Below are 14,919 nucleotides of genomic sequence, written 5' to 3' on the forward strand. Positions count from 1 at the left end.
TACCCTCACCGCCATTGCCCTGTTCATCGTCGCCGCGATGGTCCTCGACCCGCACATGACGCTGCTGATGCGGCTCGCCGGCGCCATCGACCGGCTGAACGCGTTCGTCGGCAATTGGGTGTCGTGGCTGATCCTCGTTTCCATCCTCGTCAGCGCCGGCAACGCCATCATCCGCAAGGCCTTCGACATGTCCTCGAACGCCTGGCTGGAACTGCAATGGTATCTCTACGGCGGCGCTTTCCTGCTGGCCGCCGCCTATACGCTGAAGCAGAACGAGCATATCCGCATCGACATCGTCTACGGCCTGTTCTCTCGGCGCGTGCAGCACTGGATCGACCTTTTCGGCCACATCTTCTTCCTGATGCCGTTCGCGGTGCTGATGAGCGTCTACCTGGTGCCCTATGTCAGCCGCTCGGTGAGAAGCGGCGAGATGTCGACCAATGCCGGCGGCCTCATCATCTGGCCCGCCAAGGCGTTGCTTCTGGCCGGCTTTCTCCTGCTTGCCCTGCAGGGCGTCTCCGAGATCATCAAGAAGATCGCCGTGATGCGCGGCCATATGGACGACCCCAACCCGTTCGTCTCTGCCCATGAACAGGCCAAGCTCGAGGCCGAAGCACTGGCCGACGAGGTGCGCGGATGATGGAACTCATCGCCCAGAACATGGCTCCGATCATGTTCTGCTCGCTGATCGTGTTCATGCTGATCGGCTATCCCGTCGCCTTCGCGCTCGCCGCCAACGGCCTCCTGTTCTTCTTCATCGGCGTCGAACTCGCACCCTATTCCAGCGGCACGATCAATCTTTCCTGGCCGCTGCTGACCGCGCTTCCCGACCGTTTCTACGGCGGCGTCATGGCCAACGAGACGCTTCTGGCGATTCCCTTCTTCACCTTCATGGGCATCGTGCTGGAGCGCTCCGGCATGGCCGAGGACCTGCTCGACACCATCGGCCAGCTGTTCGGGCCGATCCGCGGCGGGCTTGCCTATGCCGTCATCATCGTCGGCGCGCTGCTTGCCGCCACCACCGGCGTGGTTGCCGCCTCGGTCATCGCCATGGGGCTGATCTCGCTGCCGATCATGCTGCGCTACGGCTACGACCGGCGGCTCGCCTCCGGCGTCATCGCCGCCTCGGGCACGCTGGCGCAGATCATCCCGCCCTCGCTCGTCCTCATCGTACTGGCCGACCAGTTGGGCCGCTCGGTCGGCGACATGTACAAGGGCGCGCTGATCCCCGGCCTCGTGCTCACCGGGCTCTATATGAGCTACGTCCTGATCGTCTCGATCGTGCGGCCGAAAATGGTGCCGGCGCTGCCCAAGGAAGCGCGCACGCTCGGCCACGGCGTGCTGTCGCTGATCGCAGCCCTTGCCGCCACCGTGCTGGCCGGCTACGCCGCCTACCGCTATCTCGAGCCGGAGCACGGCACCAACGCCGAAATCCTCGGGGCGGCCGCCGGCATCATCTTCATCTATCTGGTCGCGCTCGCCGACAAGGCCTTCAACATCAACGCCATGTCGCGGCTGGCGCAGCAGGTGGTGATCGTGCTGATCCCGCCGCTGGCGCTGATCTTCCTCGTGCTCGGCACCATCTTCCTCGGCATCGCCACCCCGACCGAGGGCGGTGCGATGGGCGCGGTGGGCGCGCTCGTCATGGCGGCGATCAAGAAGCGGCTGTCGTTCGACCTCGTGCGGCAGGCGCTGCATTCCACCACGCGGCTGTCGGCCTTCGTGATGTTCATCCTGATCGGCGCGCGGGTGTTCTCGCTGACCTTCTACGGCGTCAACGGCCATCTGTGGGTCGAGCACCTGCTGGTGTCGCTGCCGGGCGGCGAGGTCGGCTTCCTCATCGTCGTCAACCTGCTCGTCTTCTTCCTCGCCTTCTTCCTCGATTTCTTCGAGCTGGCCTTCATCATCGTGCCGCTGCTGGCACCGGCGGCCGAAAAGCTGGGCATCGACCTCATCTGGTTCGGCGTGCTCCTCGGCATCAACATGCAGACCAGCTTCATGCATCCGCCCTTCGGCTTCGCACTTTTCTACCTGCGCTCGGTGGCGGCGCGCGTGCCCTATCTCGACCGCATCACCGGCAAGCGCATCGAGCCGGTGACGACCGGACAGATTTATTGGGGAGCGGTGCCGTTCGTCGGCATCCAGATCTTGATGGTGGCGCTCACCATCATGCTGCCCGGCATGGTCACCCACTACAAGGGCAAGGTCGTCGACCCGAACAGCGTCGACATCAAGATGCCCGACCTGCCCGGCCTGACACTGGAGCCGCTGGGCATCAAGCAGCCGGCAACGGACAAGCAGGCCCCCGCCGCGCCTGCTCCCGGCACGCCCGACCTTTCCACGCCACCCAACTTCGGCGCCCCGGCCAAGCCCGCCGCCCCGGCGACCCCGGACCTGTCGCAGCCGCCGAATTTCAATTGAGATTTACACGCGCGGCACCCCCACCCCTGACCCCTCCCCACAGGGGGAGGGGGATTTGGCTCGGCGCTTCAGGAGGGGTGGGGTATCTCGCCCGCAAATAAACGAGCGCTTGGCCCCCTATCCTACAGCTTGCCGGCGCGCTGCTGGATCATCATGAAGGTGTCGAAATTATATTCGGCGACCTGCTGCCACAGATAATGATCCTTGCGGAAGGCGGCGATCGATTCCCAGATCTTCTTGAAGTCGGCGTTGGAGGCCGTCACCTCGGCGTAGATCTCGTTGGCGGCGTCGAAGCAGGCCGACAGGATTTCCTGGTTGAAGGGCCGAAGCTGGGCGCCGTTGGCGACCAGCGAGCGCATCGCCGGCGGGTTCACATAGTCGTATTTCTGCAGCATGTCGGCGTCCGCCGCGCGGCAGGCGGTGTGCAGCAAGGCCTTGTAGGCCGGCGACAGCCCTTCGTACTTCTCCTTGTTGAACATGAAGTGGACGGTCGGGCCGCCTTCCCACCAGCCGGCGTAGTAATAGAACGGCGCGACCTTCTGGAAGCCGAGCTTTTCGTCGTCGTAGGGGCCGACCCATTCGGCGGCGTCGATGGTGCCTTTCTCCAGCGCCGGGTAGACATCGCTGCCGGCAAGCTGCTGCGGCACGGCACCCAGTTTCTCCATCACCCGCCCGGCAAAGCCGGCGATGCGCATCTTGAGGCCCTTGAGGTCGTCCAGCGTGTTGATTTCCTTGCGGAACCAGCCGCCCATCTGGGTGCCGGTATTGCCGCCGGGCAGGCCGAACAGGCCCTGCTTGGCCAGAAACTCGTTGTAGAGGTCGATGCCGCCGCCATGGTAATGCCAGGCATTGCGGCCGCGCGCGTTGAGCGAGAACGGAACGTCGGAAGCCAGTGCCCAGGTGGGGTCCTTGCCCCAGTAATAATATCCCACGGTATGCGCCACCTCGACCGTACCGGCGCTGGCCGCGTCGGCGGCCTGCAGGCCGGGCACGAGTTCGCCGCCGGCAAAGACCTGGATCTGGAAATTGCCGTCGGTTGCTTCCGAAACCATCTTCGACATGACTTCGGCGCCGCCATAGACGGTGTCGAGCGACTTCGGGAAGGACGAGGTCAGCCGCCAGGTGACCTTGGGATTGGATTGCGCGATGGCGGGTGTCGCCAGCGCCGCAGCGGCGGCCGCAGCGCCGGCGCCGGTCGCGCCGGCCTTCCTGATGAATGAACGACGATCCATAAAAGTCCTCCCGGAATCCATAAACAAGCAGGCTTGCCCGCCGTAAGCTGGATCGCAGCGCGACCCGGCGGAAAGCCCCGGCAAAACAAATCACGGCGAAGGTGCCGAGTCCAGCGCGGCAGCGCTAAAGCAAGCAGGGTTTCGTCGCAGCCGGAGCCGGCGAAACTTGCCATGGCAATGACACAGTGGATCGCCTATTTTAGCCGCACAAACGCTTCCCGATTCAGGTATCCGCATGGCCCAGCCCCTTGTCGCCGTCTCGACCGACGTAAAGCAGTTCGAGAACTACACCTGGCACGCCGCGCCGCAGCAATATCTGGAAGCCGCGATCTCGGCCGCCGGGGTGTTTCCGGTGCTGGTGCCCTCCTTCGGCGACCGGCTCGACCTCGACGAACTGCTGGGGCGCGTCGACGGCGTCATGCTGACCGGCTCGAAGTCGAACGTGCACCCCTCGCTCTACGGCGGCGACGCCAGCGAGAAGAACGGCCCCTATGACGAAGCGCGCGACTCCACGACGCTGCCGCTCATCCGCCGCGCCATCGAGCGCGGCGTGCCGCTGCTCGCCATCTGCCGCGGCATCCAGGAGATGAACGTCGCGCTCGGCGGCACGCTCGGCACCGAGATCCAGGAACGGGAAGGCTCGCTCGACCACCGCGCGCCGGTCAGCGACAACCAGGACGAACGCTTCGCCATCCGCCAGAGCGTGACCATCGAGCCCGGAAGCTGCCTGGCCGGCGTGTTCGGAGCCGGCGAGATCATGGTGAACTCGGTGCACCGGCAGGGCGTCGACCGGCTGGGGCCGAAGCTTCAGGTCGAGGCGGTGGCCGAGGACGGCACGGTGGAAGCGATTTCGGTCAAGGGCTCGCGCGCCTTCGCCGTCGGCGTCCAGTGGCATCCCGAATACTGGGCGAGGTCCGACAGCGCCTCGCAGAAGATTTTCCGCGCTTTCGGCGAAGCCGTGCACCAGCACGCCGCCGCCCGGATGGCAGCGCGCACGGCTGCGGAGTAGGCAAGCCTACTTCGCCTTGACGTGCCGCGTCTCGGGAACCGGCGTCAGCGCCTTCCCTTGGGAAAACCACGACACCAGATTGTCCACGCACAGGTCGGCCATGGCTTTTCGGGTATGGACCGAGGCCGAGGCGATATGCGGCAACAGCACCATGTTGGGCGCGTCGAGCAGTATCGGCGGAATGTTCGGCTCCTCGGCGAAGACATCGAGGCCCGCGGCCGCGATGACGCCGCCGTGCAAGGCAGCGACCAGCGCGTCGTCGTCGACCGTGGTGCCGCGCCCGATATTGATCAGCACGCCCTCTTTCCCGAGCGCCGCGAGTACCTCGGCATCGATGGCCTTTTCCGTCGAGGCCCCGCCGGGAACGACGCAGATCAGGGTGTCGACCGCCTGCGCCAGCCCCTTCAGCGTCGCATGATAGGCATAGGCCACGCCCTCGACCGGGCGGCGGTTGTGATACGCGATGGCGAGGCCGAACGCCTCCAGCCGGCGCGCAATGGCGAGGCCTATCCGGCCGAGGCCGAAGATGCCGACGGTGCGGCCGCGCAGCGTCAGCGGCGACTGGCGGTAATTGCCCTTGCTCACCCACTTGCCCTCGCGCAGCCATGCCTCGGCGCGCGGAAGCTCGCGGACGGTGGAGATCAGCAGGCCGACGGCGGTGTCCGCGACCTCCTCGGTCAGCACGTCCGGCGTGTTGGTGACGACGATGCCGCTCCTTCCGGCATAGACGGCATCGACGCCGTCATAGCCGACCCCGAAATTGGTTATGATTTCGAGATTAGGCAGCGCGTGCATGAAATCCGCGCCAAGAAACGACTTGTCGACGGCCGGCGAAGCGGCGATGCCGCGCACCTTGTCGCGCAGTTCGGCGGTAACGAGCGCCGGATCGCTCTGGTCGATGCAGACCATCCTGAAAGTCCGGCCGATGCGCTCGACCGCATGCGGATGCAGCTTTCCCGGTACCAGCACGGTAACGGAGCGAAGGTCGGCAGTCATGGGCATGGTCTCTTTATTGCTGGCACCCGTCTTTACTGGCGCTCGACGGGCCTGCCGGTCGATTGGCGCACATGCAGTTCCGGCTTGATCAGTTCCTGCGGCCGGCGCACCGTCTGGCCGTTCAGCTTGTCGAGAAGCGCGCTGGCGGCACGGCGGCCGACCTCGCGCTGGCCGTTCCAGACGGTGGTGAGCGCCGGCGTGGCGATCGAGGCTTCCTCGAGATCGTCGTAGCCGGTCACCGAAACGTCGACCCCCGGCACGAGGCCGGCGCGGGCGATGCCGTTCATCAGGCCGATGGCGACGAGGTCGTTCCAGCAGCAGGCGGCGGTCGGCTTGTCCTTCAGCGCCAGGAACTGGCTCGCCGCCTCGAAGCCTGCCTGCTTGGTGCGCGGCCCGGCGATGCGCCACGAAGGCTTGACCTCCAGCCCCGCCGCTTCCATGGCGTTGACATAGCCCTGGTAGCGGTCGTGGCCGGTCGAGGTCTGCTCGGTGCCGCCGATCATGACGATGCGCTTGTGGCCGAGCGAAATCAGGTGGTTGGTGGCGAGCGCCGTGCCATAGGCGTCGTCGCCGCGGAACACCGGCACATGCGCCTCCTCGACATCGCGGGCGATCAGCACCGCCGGCAGGCCATTTTCCTCCGCCGTCAGGATGTCGGAGGCCGGCGTGCCGATGGCCGGCGACATGATGACGCCATCGGCGCCGAGTTGCAGAAGCGTGTCGATGAAGGTGCGCTGCTTTTCCAGCTGGTCGTAGTGGTTGGACAGCAGGAAGGTCTGGCGGCTGCGGTCGAGCTCGCTCTCGATCGAGCGCAATATCTCGGCATAGAACGGGTTCATGATGTCGTGCACGACGACGCCGACGATGCCGGAACGGGACGTGCGCAGCGAGGCGGCGCGGCGGTTGTAGATATAGCCGATGGCGCGGGCGTGTTCCTTGATGCGATCGCGTGTCGAGCCGGCGACAAGCGGACTGTCGCGCAAGGCCAGCGAAACCGTGGCCGTCGATACGCCGAGCGCATCGGCGATGGTCGAAAGCTTGATCTTCTGTGCCAGAGCGACGCCCCCGATTTAAACCATTCGACTGTTTAAACAGTTTAAATCGGGCTTATGCCATCGATTTCCGGCAAATCAAAGTTTTTTCGCCAGCACTTCCGTTTCGGTGTCGGGCGAGGCGTGGTTGAGCACGCGCAGCCGGTGCTCGCGGTGCACGATGTAGAGGCCGCTCAGGACGATAATGGCCGCCCCGGCCAGCGTCCAATGGTCGGGGAACTGGTGGAAAACGAACCAGCCCATGGCGATCATCCAGATCATCTGCGAATAGGGATAGGGCGCAAGCGCCGTGGCGGTGGCCAGGCTGTAGGCCTTGACCAGGAACCAGTGGCTGACGCCGCCGAGCACGCCGAGCATCGCCAGGACGAACCATTGCAGGAGCGTATCGGGGAGCGTGAGCGAGAAGGGCAGCACCGGCAAAAGCAGGATCGTTGGCGAGAGGGCGGCGAAAAGGATCAGGCTTTCCGGCGTCTCGCTGGCCGACATGCGCCGGGTCATGATCACATAGAAGCTGTTCGACAGGATCGAGCAGAAGGCCAGCACATGGCCGACGCCGAACACGCCGACGCCCGGACGGGCGATCACCAGCACGCCGACAAACCCGATCCAGATGGCGAGCCAGCGCCGCCAGCCCGCCCATTCGCCGAGCATCGGGCCGGCAAGGGCGGTGATCACCATCGGGCCGAAGAAATAGATCGAGGTCGTCTCGGCCAATTGCAGGTAGCGCAGCGCCAGGATGTTGAACACGGTGGAGCCGGCGAGGAAGGCGCCGCGCAGGATATGGGCCGGCAGGTTCCGGGCCAGGAAACGCCGGCTGTCCTTCCAGCCGCGAAACAGGATGCCGACCAGCACGACATGGCCGGCAAAGCGGCACCAGGCGATGAAGAACGGCGCGACGCCGGCAAGAACCAGGAACTTGCTGGAGGTGTCCAGAAAGGTGAAGCCGATATAGGTGAGGAGGATATAGAGGATGGCCGCCGGCGGCGTGGCCTGCTCGGATTTCGAAGCTGATTGAGGCAAGACAGGACGCTTTCGTGCTGGGCCGGGCGCCCCCTGCCGTTACCGCTGGCGGGCAACGACATCGAGCGTCATGGCCATAGCATCAAGGCGGTGGGCTGGCAAAGCCACACCGGTGATATCGTGCGTCCAGACGGGCCTCAGGCGCTCGCCTCGGCGACCTCTTCTTCCGCGGCTTCTTCCACCACGATCGGCTGTTCGCCCGACAGGTTCGCCTCGATGCGCGCCAGCATCTTGAAAAGCGCCTTCTGCTCCTTCTTGTCGAGCCCCTTCAGCGCCTGCTTCTCGGTCTTCCTCACCGACTTCTCGATGTCGCGGATGGTGCCGCGGCCAAGCTCGGTCAGGTAGATGTGGGCCTGGCGGGCATCGGCGTCGGAAGCGCGCTTTTCCAGGAAGCCCTGGGCCTGCAAGCGGTTGATGGTCTTGGTGATGGTCGGCGGGCGCACGCCGAGGCGGCCGGCGAGCTTGCCGGGCGTCTGGCCGTCCTCCTCCTCCAGCGCCAGCATGATCTGGTCCTGTCCGGCGTAAAAACCATGCGCCAGCAGGCGGGCCGCAAGGGCAGTGCGCGCCAGCCGGGCCGCCGAATGCAGCCGGCTCATCGTCGCAGTTCTATCGGGCTTGGCCATGTTTTCCTCTCGATCGGGATAGGCGGCAGCATACCACGCGCCGCCGCTCGCACTCGCCTCGTCTTTCGCGCCCGCGAAACCTTTTTGCCGGCAAGCGAAACCGCAGCGGCATGCTTATCGCAGAGCCACATTGCAGTTTCATGACAGTTCTTATCCGGCTGAATTCTTCCCGGCCGTACCGGCTAGACGGCCTGCCCGGCGCACCATCCCGAGGACCACGCCCACTGGAAATTGTAGCCGCCGAGCCAGCCGGTGACGTCGACCACCTCGCCGATGAAATAGAGGCCCGGCACCGACCTTGCCGCCATCGTCCGGGAATCGAGGTCGCGCGTATCGACGCCGCCCAGCGTCACCTCGGCCGTGCGGTAGCCTTCCGAACCCGACGGCTTGATGCGCCAGCCATTGACCGCCGCCTCGATGCGGCGAAGTTCCTTGTCCGGCATGTCCGCCAGGTTCTTCAGCGCGCCGGATTGCTCGGCAATGGTCTGGGCAAGCTTTTTCGGCAGGAACGCAGAAAGCACCGTCTGCACCGCCTGTTTGCCGTTGCGGGCGCGCGCCTCGCGCAAAACCCCGAACACATCGACGCCGGGCGCCATGGCGATGCCGATCTCGTCACCCTCGCGCCAATAGGACGAAATCTGCAGGATGGACGGGCCGCTGATGCCGCGATGGGTGAACAGCATGGCTTCATCGAACCGCGCCTTGTTGCAGGACACCTGCGCGTCCACGGCGATGCCTGCCAGCGGCTTCAGCCGCTCCAGCGTATTGGGTTCGAAGGTGAGCGGCACCAGCGCCGGGCGCGTCTCGACGATGCCGACGCCGAACTGGGCGGCGACCTCGTAGCCGAAGCCGCTCGCCCCCATCTTCGGGATCGACTTGCCGCCGCTCGCCACTACGAGCGAGGCGCAACCGACCGGACCGCCGGCAAGTCCCACGACGAACCGGTCGCCGGCCTTGTCGATCTTCTCGACGCGGGTATTCAGCCGCAATTGCGCGCCATGGCGCTTCATCCCGTCCAGCAGCAGCGCGATGATCTGCGTGGCCGACCCGTCGCAGAACAATTGCCCCAGCGTCTTTTCATGGAAGGCGATGCCGTGGCTTTTCACCAGCGCCAGGAAATCATGCTGGGTGTAGCGCTTCAGCGCCGAGATGCAGAAATGCGGGTTGCGCGAGAGAAAATTCCTGGGGCCGGCATGGATATTGGTGAAATTGCAGCGGCCGCCGCCCGAGATGCGGATCTTCTCGCCGGCCGCCCGCGCGTGATCGATGACGAGCACCGAGCGACCGCGCTTTGCCGCCTCGATGGCGCACATCATACCGGCGGCGCCCGCCCCCACGATCACGACGTCGAAAAATTCCACTGCCACCGCCCCGAACTGTCGTCGCCCCTACAGCATGCAGGCCGTTCGCCGCGTGCATATCCCGGCGGCTTCGCCGCCGATCTGGCCCAATGCGAAACCGGCTGGATTGGCCGTGCAAAACGAACGGCGCCATCCTATATGGAGGCGACAAATTCCGATTGAGGTCCTGACATGAGCGAAGCCCAGACGCAAATCCCCGTAACCGTACTTACCGGCTATCTCGGCTCCGGCAAGACCACGCTGCTCAACCGCATCCTCTCGGAAAACCACGGCAAGCGCTACGCGGTCATCGTCAACGAGTTCGGCGAGATCGGCATCGACAACGACCTGATCGTGGAATCCGACGAGGAAATCTACGAGATGAACAATGGCTGCGTGTGCTGCACGGTGCGCGGCGACCTGATCCGCGTCGTCGAGGGCCTGATGCGCCGTCCGGGCCGCTTCGACGCCATCGTGATCGAGACGACCGGGCTCGCCGACCCGGTGCCGGTGGCGCAGACCTTCTTCATGGACGACGACGTGCGCTCCAAGACCAAGCTCGACGCCGTCGTGGCGCTGGTCGATGCCAAGCACCTGCCGCTCAGGCTGAAGGACAGCAAGGAGGCCGAGGACCAGATCGCCTTTGCCGATGTCGTCGTGCTCAACAAGACCGATCTGGTCACGCCGCAAGAGTTGCGCGACGTGGAAGCGACGGTCCGCGCCATCAACCCGGCGGCCAAGATCCACCACACCACCCGCGCCGGCCTGCCGCTGACCGACGTGCTCGACCGCGGCGCGTTCGACCTGTCGCGGGCGCTGGAAAACGATCCGCATTTCCTCGAGGCGCATGACGATCATGACCACGACCACGATCATGAATGCGGCCCGGACTGCGACCACGACCATCATCACCACCACCATGACCATGATCACCACGATCACGACCATGCGCATCCGTCGCCCATCCACGACGTGACGGTGCAGTCAGTATCGCTGCGCGGCGGCGAAATGGACCCGAAGAAGTTCTTCCCGTGGATCGAGAAGGTCACGCAGATGGAAGGCCCGAACATCCTGCGCTTGAAAGGCATCATCGCCTTCAAGGGCGACGACGAGCGCTACGTCATCCAAGGCGTGCACATGATCATCGAAGGCGACCACCAGCGCGCGTGGAAGGACGGCGAAAAGCACGAAAGCCGGCTGGTGTTCATCGGCCGCAAGCTCGACGCCGAGCGGCTGAAGCAAAGCTTCGAGGCCTGCCAGGCTGTTGCGGTGAACTGACAGCCCTGCTATCGCGCCTCGATGGTTGCGTTTCTTTCCACCCCGCATTGGCCGGCCGAGACTTTCGAGGCAATCCGATAATGCCCACCGTTGCCCCGCTCGATCTCGACGGCCATTGCGTCGCCGTCGCCTTCCTGAACGACATCCCGCATTTCGCCATGGCCGATGGCGCGGTTCACAGCCTCGACCACGGGCACAAGACATGCCAGGCGAATGACGGCCTGCTGTACGCCTTCCACGACGCGGCCGGCGAGCGCCTGGTTACCGGCGGCGAAGACGGCAAGGTGTTTGCCGTTACCGCTGACGGCCAGGCGACTGAACTGGCGAGCGCCGGCAGGAAATGGATTTCAAACGTCGCCGCCGGCCCGCAGGGCGCGGTGGCCTACAGCGCCGGCAAGAACGCCTATGTCCGCTTCGCCGACGGCAAGGTGAAGGAATTTTCGCATCCGCGCTCGGTGGAAGGCATAGCCTTCGCGCCGAAGGGCATGCGCATCGGCGTTGCCCGCTACAACGGCGCGACGCTGCATTTTCCGGCCACCGACGGCAAGCCGGTGGAACTGGAATGGGCCGGCGCCCACACCGGCATCACCTTTTCGCCGGACGGCAATTTCCTCGTTACCTCCATGCAGGAGAACGCGCTGCACGGCTGGAAGCTGGCTGACGGCAAGCACATGCGCATGTCCGGCTACCCGGCCAAGGTCAAAAGCCTGTCGTGGAGCGCCAAGGGCCGCTGGCTCGCCAGCTCCGGCGCGCCTGCCGCCATCGTGTGGCCGTTCACCGGAAAGGACGGCCCGATGGGCAAGGCTCCGCTGGAACTGGGCACGCGCGGCAATGCCATGGTCACCTCCGTCGCCTGCCACCCCAGCGAGGACGTGACGGCCATCGGCTATGACGACGGCATGGTGATCGCCGCGCGCTTCGCCGATGCCAAGGAAGTGCTGTTGCGCCGGCCGGGCAAGAGCGCCATCACCTCCATGGCCTGGGACAAGGGCGAGCGGCGCATCGTTTTCGGCTCGGCCTCCGGCGACTGCGGCGTCATCGACATATCGGCCTGACGGCTCGCCATTGCCTGCCGGCGGACACGCCGCTAGAACTGCGGCAAGAGAGGCAATCCGGCAGGCATACCTTGGATCTGGCAGGAACGGCGGGCGGCATTTCCGCCGCACGCATCGCGGCACTTCGGGAGCGGGAGGCGGAGCGCTTCCGCGCGGCACGGCCGAAATCGCAGGCGCGCCTCGGCAACGGCATTGCCGGCTTCCTCGGCGGCGTGCCGATGCACTGGATGACCGACTGGCCGACCCCCTTCCCCATCCTGGTCGAGCAGGCCAGGGGCGCCGTCATCACCGACATCGACGGCAACCGGCTCGACGATTTCTGTCTCGGCGACACCGGATCGATGTTCGGCCATTCGCCGCCGCCGGTGGCGCGCGCCATCCGCCGCCAGGCCGGACGCGGACTGACCTACATGCTGCCGTCCGAGGACGCGCTGGCCATCGGCCCATTGCTGCAGGAAAAGTTCGGCCTGCCCTTCTGGCAGATCGCCACCACCGCCACCGATGCCAACCGCTTTGCCCTGCGCGTGGCGCGCGCGGTGACGGGCCGCGACAAAATCCTCGTCTTCAATGGCTGCTACCACGGCTCGGTCGACGAAACGATGGTACGGCTGAAGGACGGACGGCCGGTCAACCGGCCGGGACTTGCCGGCGAATCCCGCGACCTCACGAAGCGAACGCGAATCGTGGAGTTCAACGACATTCCGGCGCTGGAAGCGGCTCTGGCGGATCATGACGTGGCCTGCGTCATCACCGAACCGGTGCTGACCAATTCCTGCATGGTGCTGCCCGATCCGGGCTTTCACGACGCGCTGCGCGCGCTCACGCGCAAGGCCGGTACGCTGCTCCTGATCGACGAGACGCACACCATTTCCACCGGTCCGGGCGGCTACACGGCGAAATACGGCCTCGAACCGGACCTGTTCGTGCTCGGCAAGCCGATCGCCGGCGGTGTCCCGGCCTCGATCTGGGGCATGAGCGAGGAAGTCGCCTCGCGCTACAACGCCTATAACCAGAGCAAGGAACCCGGCTACTCCGGCATGGGCACCACGCTGTCGGCCAACCCGCTGCAATTTTCGGCCATGCGCGCCTGCCTTGAAGAGGTGATGACGGCCGATAACTACGCGCATATGGAAAAACTCGCCGAGCGGCTGGATGCGGGCCTGACGGTGGCGATCCGCCACCATCGCCTGCCGTGGCATGTCGCCCGCGTCGGCGCGCGCGTCGAGTTCATCTGCGCGCCCGGCCCGCTGCGCAACGGCACGGAGGCGGAGAGCGCCCACGCGCCGGAACTGGAGGCCGCCGTCCATGTCGCGCTGGTCAATCGCGGCGCGCTGATCGCGCCCTTCCACAACATGATGCTGGTCTCGCCGGCTACCACAGCGCGGCAGGTCGACCGACTGATTTCCGCCTTCACCGACATTGCCGGCCAGTTGGCGGCGCAGGAAAGAACCCCATCATGACCTCCCCTTCGGGCTCGACGCCCGCCGAAGCGACGGCCTTCCTCGCCGCACACCCCGAGATCGAAGCCTTCGACATCGTGCTTGTCGATGCCAACGGCATCGGGCGCGGCAAGATCATCCGCCGGCACGAGTTGATGCCGCTGTTCGAGGGCGGGCGGCATATGCCGATCTCCATCCTCGGCCTCGACATCACCGGCGAGGACGTCCACGAGACCGGGCTGATCTGGGACAGCGGCGACGGCGACCTGCGCGCCTGGCCGATACCCGGCACGCTGGTGCCGCTGCACGGCACACAGCCGCCGCGCGGCCAGGTGATGCTTTCCATGTACCATCTCGACGGCGCGCCGATGACCTCCGATCCGCGCCATGCGCTCGAACGCCAGGTTCAGGCCTTCGCCGACAAGGGCCTGCATCCGGCCGGCGCCTTCGAGCTGGAATTCTTCCTGCTCGCCAACGAGCGCGACGGCGATGGCAAGGTGCAGCCGGCGCGCGCCGTGCTCGACGGCCGCCACTCGGGCAAGACCGAGGTCTATTCCGTCGATCACCTGCACGGCATGGAACCGCTGTTTTCCGACATCTATGCCGCCGCGAAGCTGCAGGACATTCCGGTGGAAACGGTGATTTCCGAATATGCGCCGGGCCAGTACGAACTGACGCTGCACTACCGCAAGGGCATCCTGCGCGCCGCCGACGACCTCGTCATGCTGAAGCGGCTGGTGCGGATGCAGGCGCGCCGGCATGGCGTGACCGCCTGCTTCATGGCCAAGCCGATCGAGAAATATGCCGGCTCGGGCATGCATCTCCACGTCTCGCTGCAGGACGACGCCGGCACCAACCTGTTTTCGGAAAAGGCCGGCGAGAAGTGGGCGCCCAGCCTGTTGCACGCCATCGGCGGCCTCGGCGCGACCATGGCCGAATCCATGCTGGTGTTCGCGCCGCACGCCAATTCATGGCGGCGCTTCGTGGCGCAGTCCTATGCGCCGGTGGCGCCGACCTGGGGCGTCAACAACCGCTCGGTGGCGCTGCGCGTGCCGGCGGGCGACATCAAGGCGCGGCGCATCGAGCACCGGCCCTCCGGCGTCGACGCCAATCCCTATCTGGTGGCGGCAACGGTGCTGGCCGGGGTCGGCAAGGGGCTCGAGGAACGGCTCGATCCCGGCCCCGAGACCACCGGCAACGGCTACGAGGCCGACAATGCGGCCTCCTCTATGCCGATCGACTGGCGCGACGCCATCGAGGCCGCGAGAGGCTCGGACTTCCTGAAGACGGCGCTGGGCGAGGACCTCCATCGCACCTTCGTCGCCATCAAGCACGCCGAATATCTGCGGGTCGCGCGCACCGTCAGCGAACTGGACTACCACCTCTACCTGCACGAAGTGTGAGGCCCGGTCGGCGGAACCATCCTCCTGCCTGGCGATTGCTTCGTCAGGAGA

The 14,919-nt window shown here is 65.7% G+C and carries 13 protein-coding genes; 7 read left to right on the plus strand and 6 right to left on the minus strand.

Going from position 1 to position 14,919, the window contains the following annotated elements; all coding sequences use genetic code 11:
* Window positions 1-55: 55 nt before the first annotated feature.
* Window positions 56-640 (plus strand): TRAP transporter small permease subunit, encoded by a 585-nt coding sequence (locus tag ACFOHJ_RS21350; protein WP_378224725.1) that lies wholly within the window; start codon window positions 56-58, stop codon window positions 638-640.
* A complete protein-coding gene (locus ACFOHJ_RS21355) occupies window positions 640-2,421 on the plus strand; it encodes a TRAP transporter large permease (protein WP_378224727.1) in 1,782 nt (593 codons plus the stop codon). Before ACFOHJ_RS21350 ends, ACFOHJ_RS21355 begins: the two co-directional genes overlap by 1 nt.
* A 122-nt stretch (window positions 2,422-2,543) precedes the next feature.
* Here ACFOHJ_RS21355 and ACFOHJ_RS21360 read toward each other — a convergent pair whose 3' ends face one another.
* Window positions 2,544-3,653 (minus strand): TRAP transporter substrate-binding protein, encoded by a 1,110-nt coding sequence (locus ACFOHJ_RS21360; protein ID WP_378224528.1) that lies wholly within the window; start codon window positions 3,651-3,653, stop codon window positions 2,544-2,546.
* A gap of 235 nt (window positions 3,654-3,888) precedes the next feature.
* Here ACFOHJ_RS21360 and ACFOHJ_RS21365 point away from each other — a divergent pair, with 235 nt between their 5' ends.
* The gene (locus tag ACFOHJ_RS21365; protein ID WP_378224529.1) at window positions 3,889-4,662 is read left to right on the plus strand and encodes a gamma-glutamyl-gamma-aminobutyrate hydrolase family protein; all 774 of its coding nucleotides are present in this window, start codon (window positions 3,889-3,891) and stop codon (window positions 4,660-4,662) included.
* Between the two features lie 6 nt (window positions 4,663-4,668).
* Here ACFOHJ_RS21365 and ACFOHJ_RS21370 read toward each other — a convergent pair whose 3' ends face one another.
* The 5 genes from ACFOHJ_RS21370 to ACFOHJ_RS21390 all read right to left on the minus strand — a co-directional run bounded on the left by ACFOHJ_RS21370 (window position 4,669) and on the right by ACFOHJ_RS21390 (window position 9,714).
* Window positions 4,669-5,664: a 2-hydroxyacid dehydrogenase gene (locus ACFOHJ_RS21370; protein ID WP_378224531.1), complete on the minus strand. Its 996-nt coding sequence runs from the start codon at window positions 5,662-5,664 to the stop codon at window positions 4,669-4,671.
* Between the two features lie 26 nt (window positions 5,665-5,690).
* Entirely contained in the window at window positions 5,691-6,713 is a 1,023-nt protein-coding gene (locus ACFOHJ_RS21375) for a LacI family DNA-binding transcriptional regulator (protein WP_378224730.1), read from the minus strand.
* Between the two features lie 75 nt (window positions 6,714-6,788).
* Window positions 6,789-7,730 (minus strand): DMT family transporter, encoded by a 942-nt coding sequence (locus ACFOHJ_RS21380; protein ID WP_378224533.1) that lies wholly within the window; start codon window positions 7,728-7,730, stop codon window positions 6,789-6,791.
* 137 nt (window positions 7,731-7,867) lie between these two features.
* Window positions 7,868-8,353 carry a MarR family winged helix-turn-helix transcriptional regulator gene (locus tag ACFOHJ_RS21385; RefSeq protein WP_378224536.1) on the minus strand — a complete coding sequence of 162 codons (486 nt, stop codon included), beginning with the start codon at window positions 8,351-8,353 and terminating at the stop codon, window positions 7,868-7,870.
* A 182-nt stretch (window positions 8,354-8,535) separates the two neighbouring features.
* On the minus strand, window positions 8,536-9,714 hold the full coding sequence (locus ACFOHJ_RS21390; RefSeq protein WP_378224539.1) for a BaiN/RdsA family NAD(P)/FAD-dependent oxidoreductase: 1,179 nt from the start codon (window positions 9,712-9,714) through the stop codon (window positions 8,536-8,538).
* Between the two features lie 171 nt (window positions 9,715-9,885).
* Between ACFOHJ_RS21390 and ACFOHJ_RS21395 the strand changes: the two genes are divergently transcribed.
* The 4 genes from ACFOHJ_RS21395 to ACFOHJ_RS21410 all read left to right on the plus strand — a co-directional run bounded on the left by ACFOHJ_RS21395 (window position 9,886) and on the right by ACFOHJ_RS21410 (window position 14,868).
* The gene (locus ACFOHJ_RS21395) at window positions 9,886-10,971 is read left to right on the plus strand and encodes a CobW family GTP-binding protein (RefSeq protein ID WP_378224542.1); all 1,086 of its coding nucleotides are present in this window, start codon (window positions 9,886-9,888) and stop codon (window positions 10,969-10,971) included.
* An 80-nt stretch (window positions 10,972-11,051) separates the two neighbouring features.
* On the plus strand, window positions 11,052-12,026 hold the full coding sequence (locus ACFOHJ_RS21400) for a WD40 repeat domain-containing protein (protein WP_378224545.1): 975 nt from the start codon (window positions 11,052-11,054) through the stop codon (window positions 12,024-12,026).
* Window positions 12,027-12,103: 77 nt separating this feature from the next.
* The gene (locus tag ACFOHJ_RS21405) at window positions 12,104-13,486 is read left to right on the plus strand and encodes an aspartate aminotransferase family protein (RefSeq protein ID WP_378224733.1); all 1,383 of its coding nucleotides are present in this window, start codon (window positions 12,104-12,106) and stop codon (window positions 13,484-13,486) included.
* Window positions 13,483-14,868: a glutamine synthetase family protein gene (locus ACFOHJ_RS21410; RefSeq protein ID WP_378224547.1), complete on the plus strand. Its 1,386-nt coding sequence runs from the start codon at window positions 13,483-13,485 to the stop codon at window positions 14,866-14,868. Before ACFOHJ_RS21405 ends, ACFOHJ_RS21410 begins: the two co-directional genes overlap by 4 nt.
* Window positions 14,869-14,919 lie beyond the last annotated feature (51 nt).

This window comes from Aquamicrobium soli (assembly GCF_042646345.1).
In the GTDB taxonomy this organism is placed as follows: Bacteria; Pseudomonadota; Alphaproteobacteria; order Rhizobiales; family Rhizobiaceae; genus Mesorhizobium; species Mesorhizobium soli_A.

Bases quoted from the DNA above. Each gene is read 5' to 3' on its own strand.
- ACFOHJ_RS21350 (WP_378224725.1), top strand. From the start codon at position 56: ATGACGCTGCTGATGCGGCTCGCCGGCGCCATCGACCGGCTGAACGCG.
- ACFOHJ_RS21355 (WP_378224727.1), top strand. From the start codon at position 640: ATGGAACTCATCGCCCAGAACATGGCTCCGATCATGTTCTGCTCGCTG.
- ACFOHJ_RS21360 (WP_378224528.1), bottom strand. From the start codon at position 3,653: ATGGATCGTCGTTCATTCATCAGGAAGGCCGGCGCGACCGGCGCCGGC.
- ACFOHJ_RS21365 (WP_378224529.1), top strand. From the start codon at position 3,889: ATGGCCCAGCCCCTTGTCGCCGTCTCGACCGACGTAAAGCAGTTCGAG.
- ACFOHJ_RS21370 (WP_378224531.1), bottom strand. From the start codon at position 5,664: ATGCCCATGACTGCCGACCTTCGCTCCGTTACCGTGCTGGTACCGGGA.
- ACFOHJ_RS21385 (WP_378224536.1), bottom strand. From the start codon at position 8,353: ATGGCCAAGCCCGATAGAACTGCGACGATGAGCCGGCTGCATTCGGCG.
- ACFOHJ_RS21395 (WP_378224542.1), top strand. From the start codon at position 9,886: ATGAGCGAAGCCCAGACGCAAATCCCCGTAACCGTACTTACCGGCTAT.
- ACFOHJ_RS21400 (WP_378224545.1), top strand. From the start codon at position 11,052: ATGCCCACCGTTGCCCCGCTCGATCTCGACGGCCATTGCGTCGCCGTC.
- ACFOHJ_RS21410 (WP_378224547.1), top strand. From the start codon at position 13,483: ATGACCTCCCCTTCGGGCTCGACGCCCGCCGAAGCGACGGCCTTCCTC.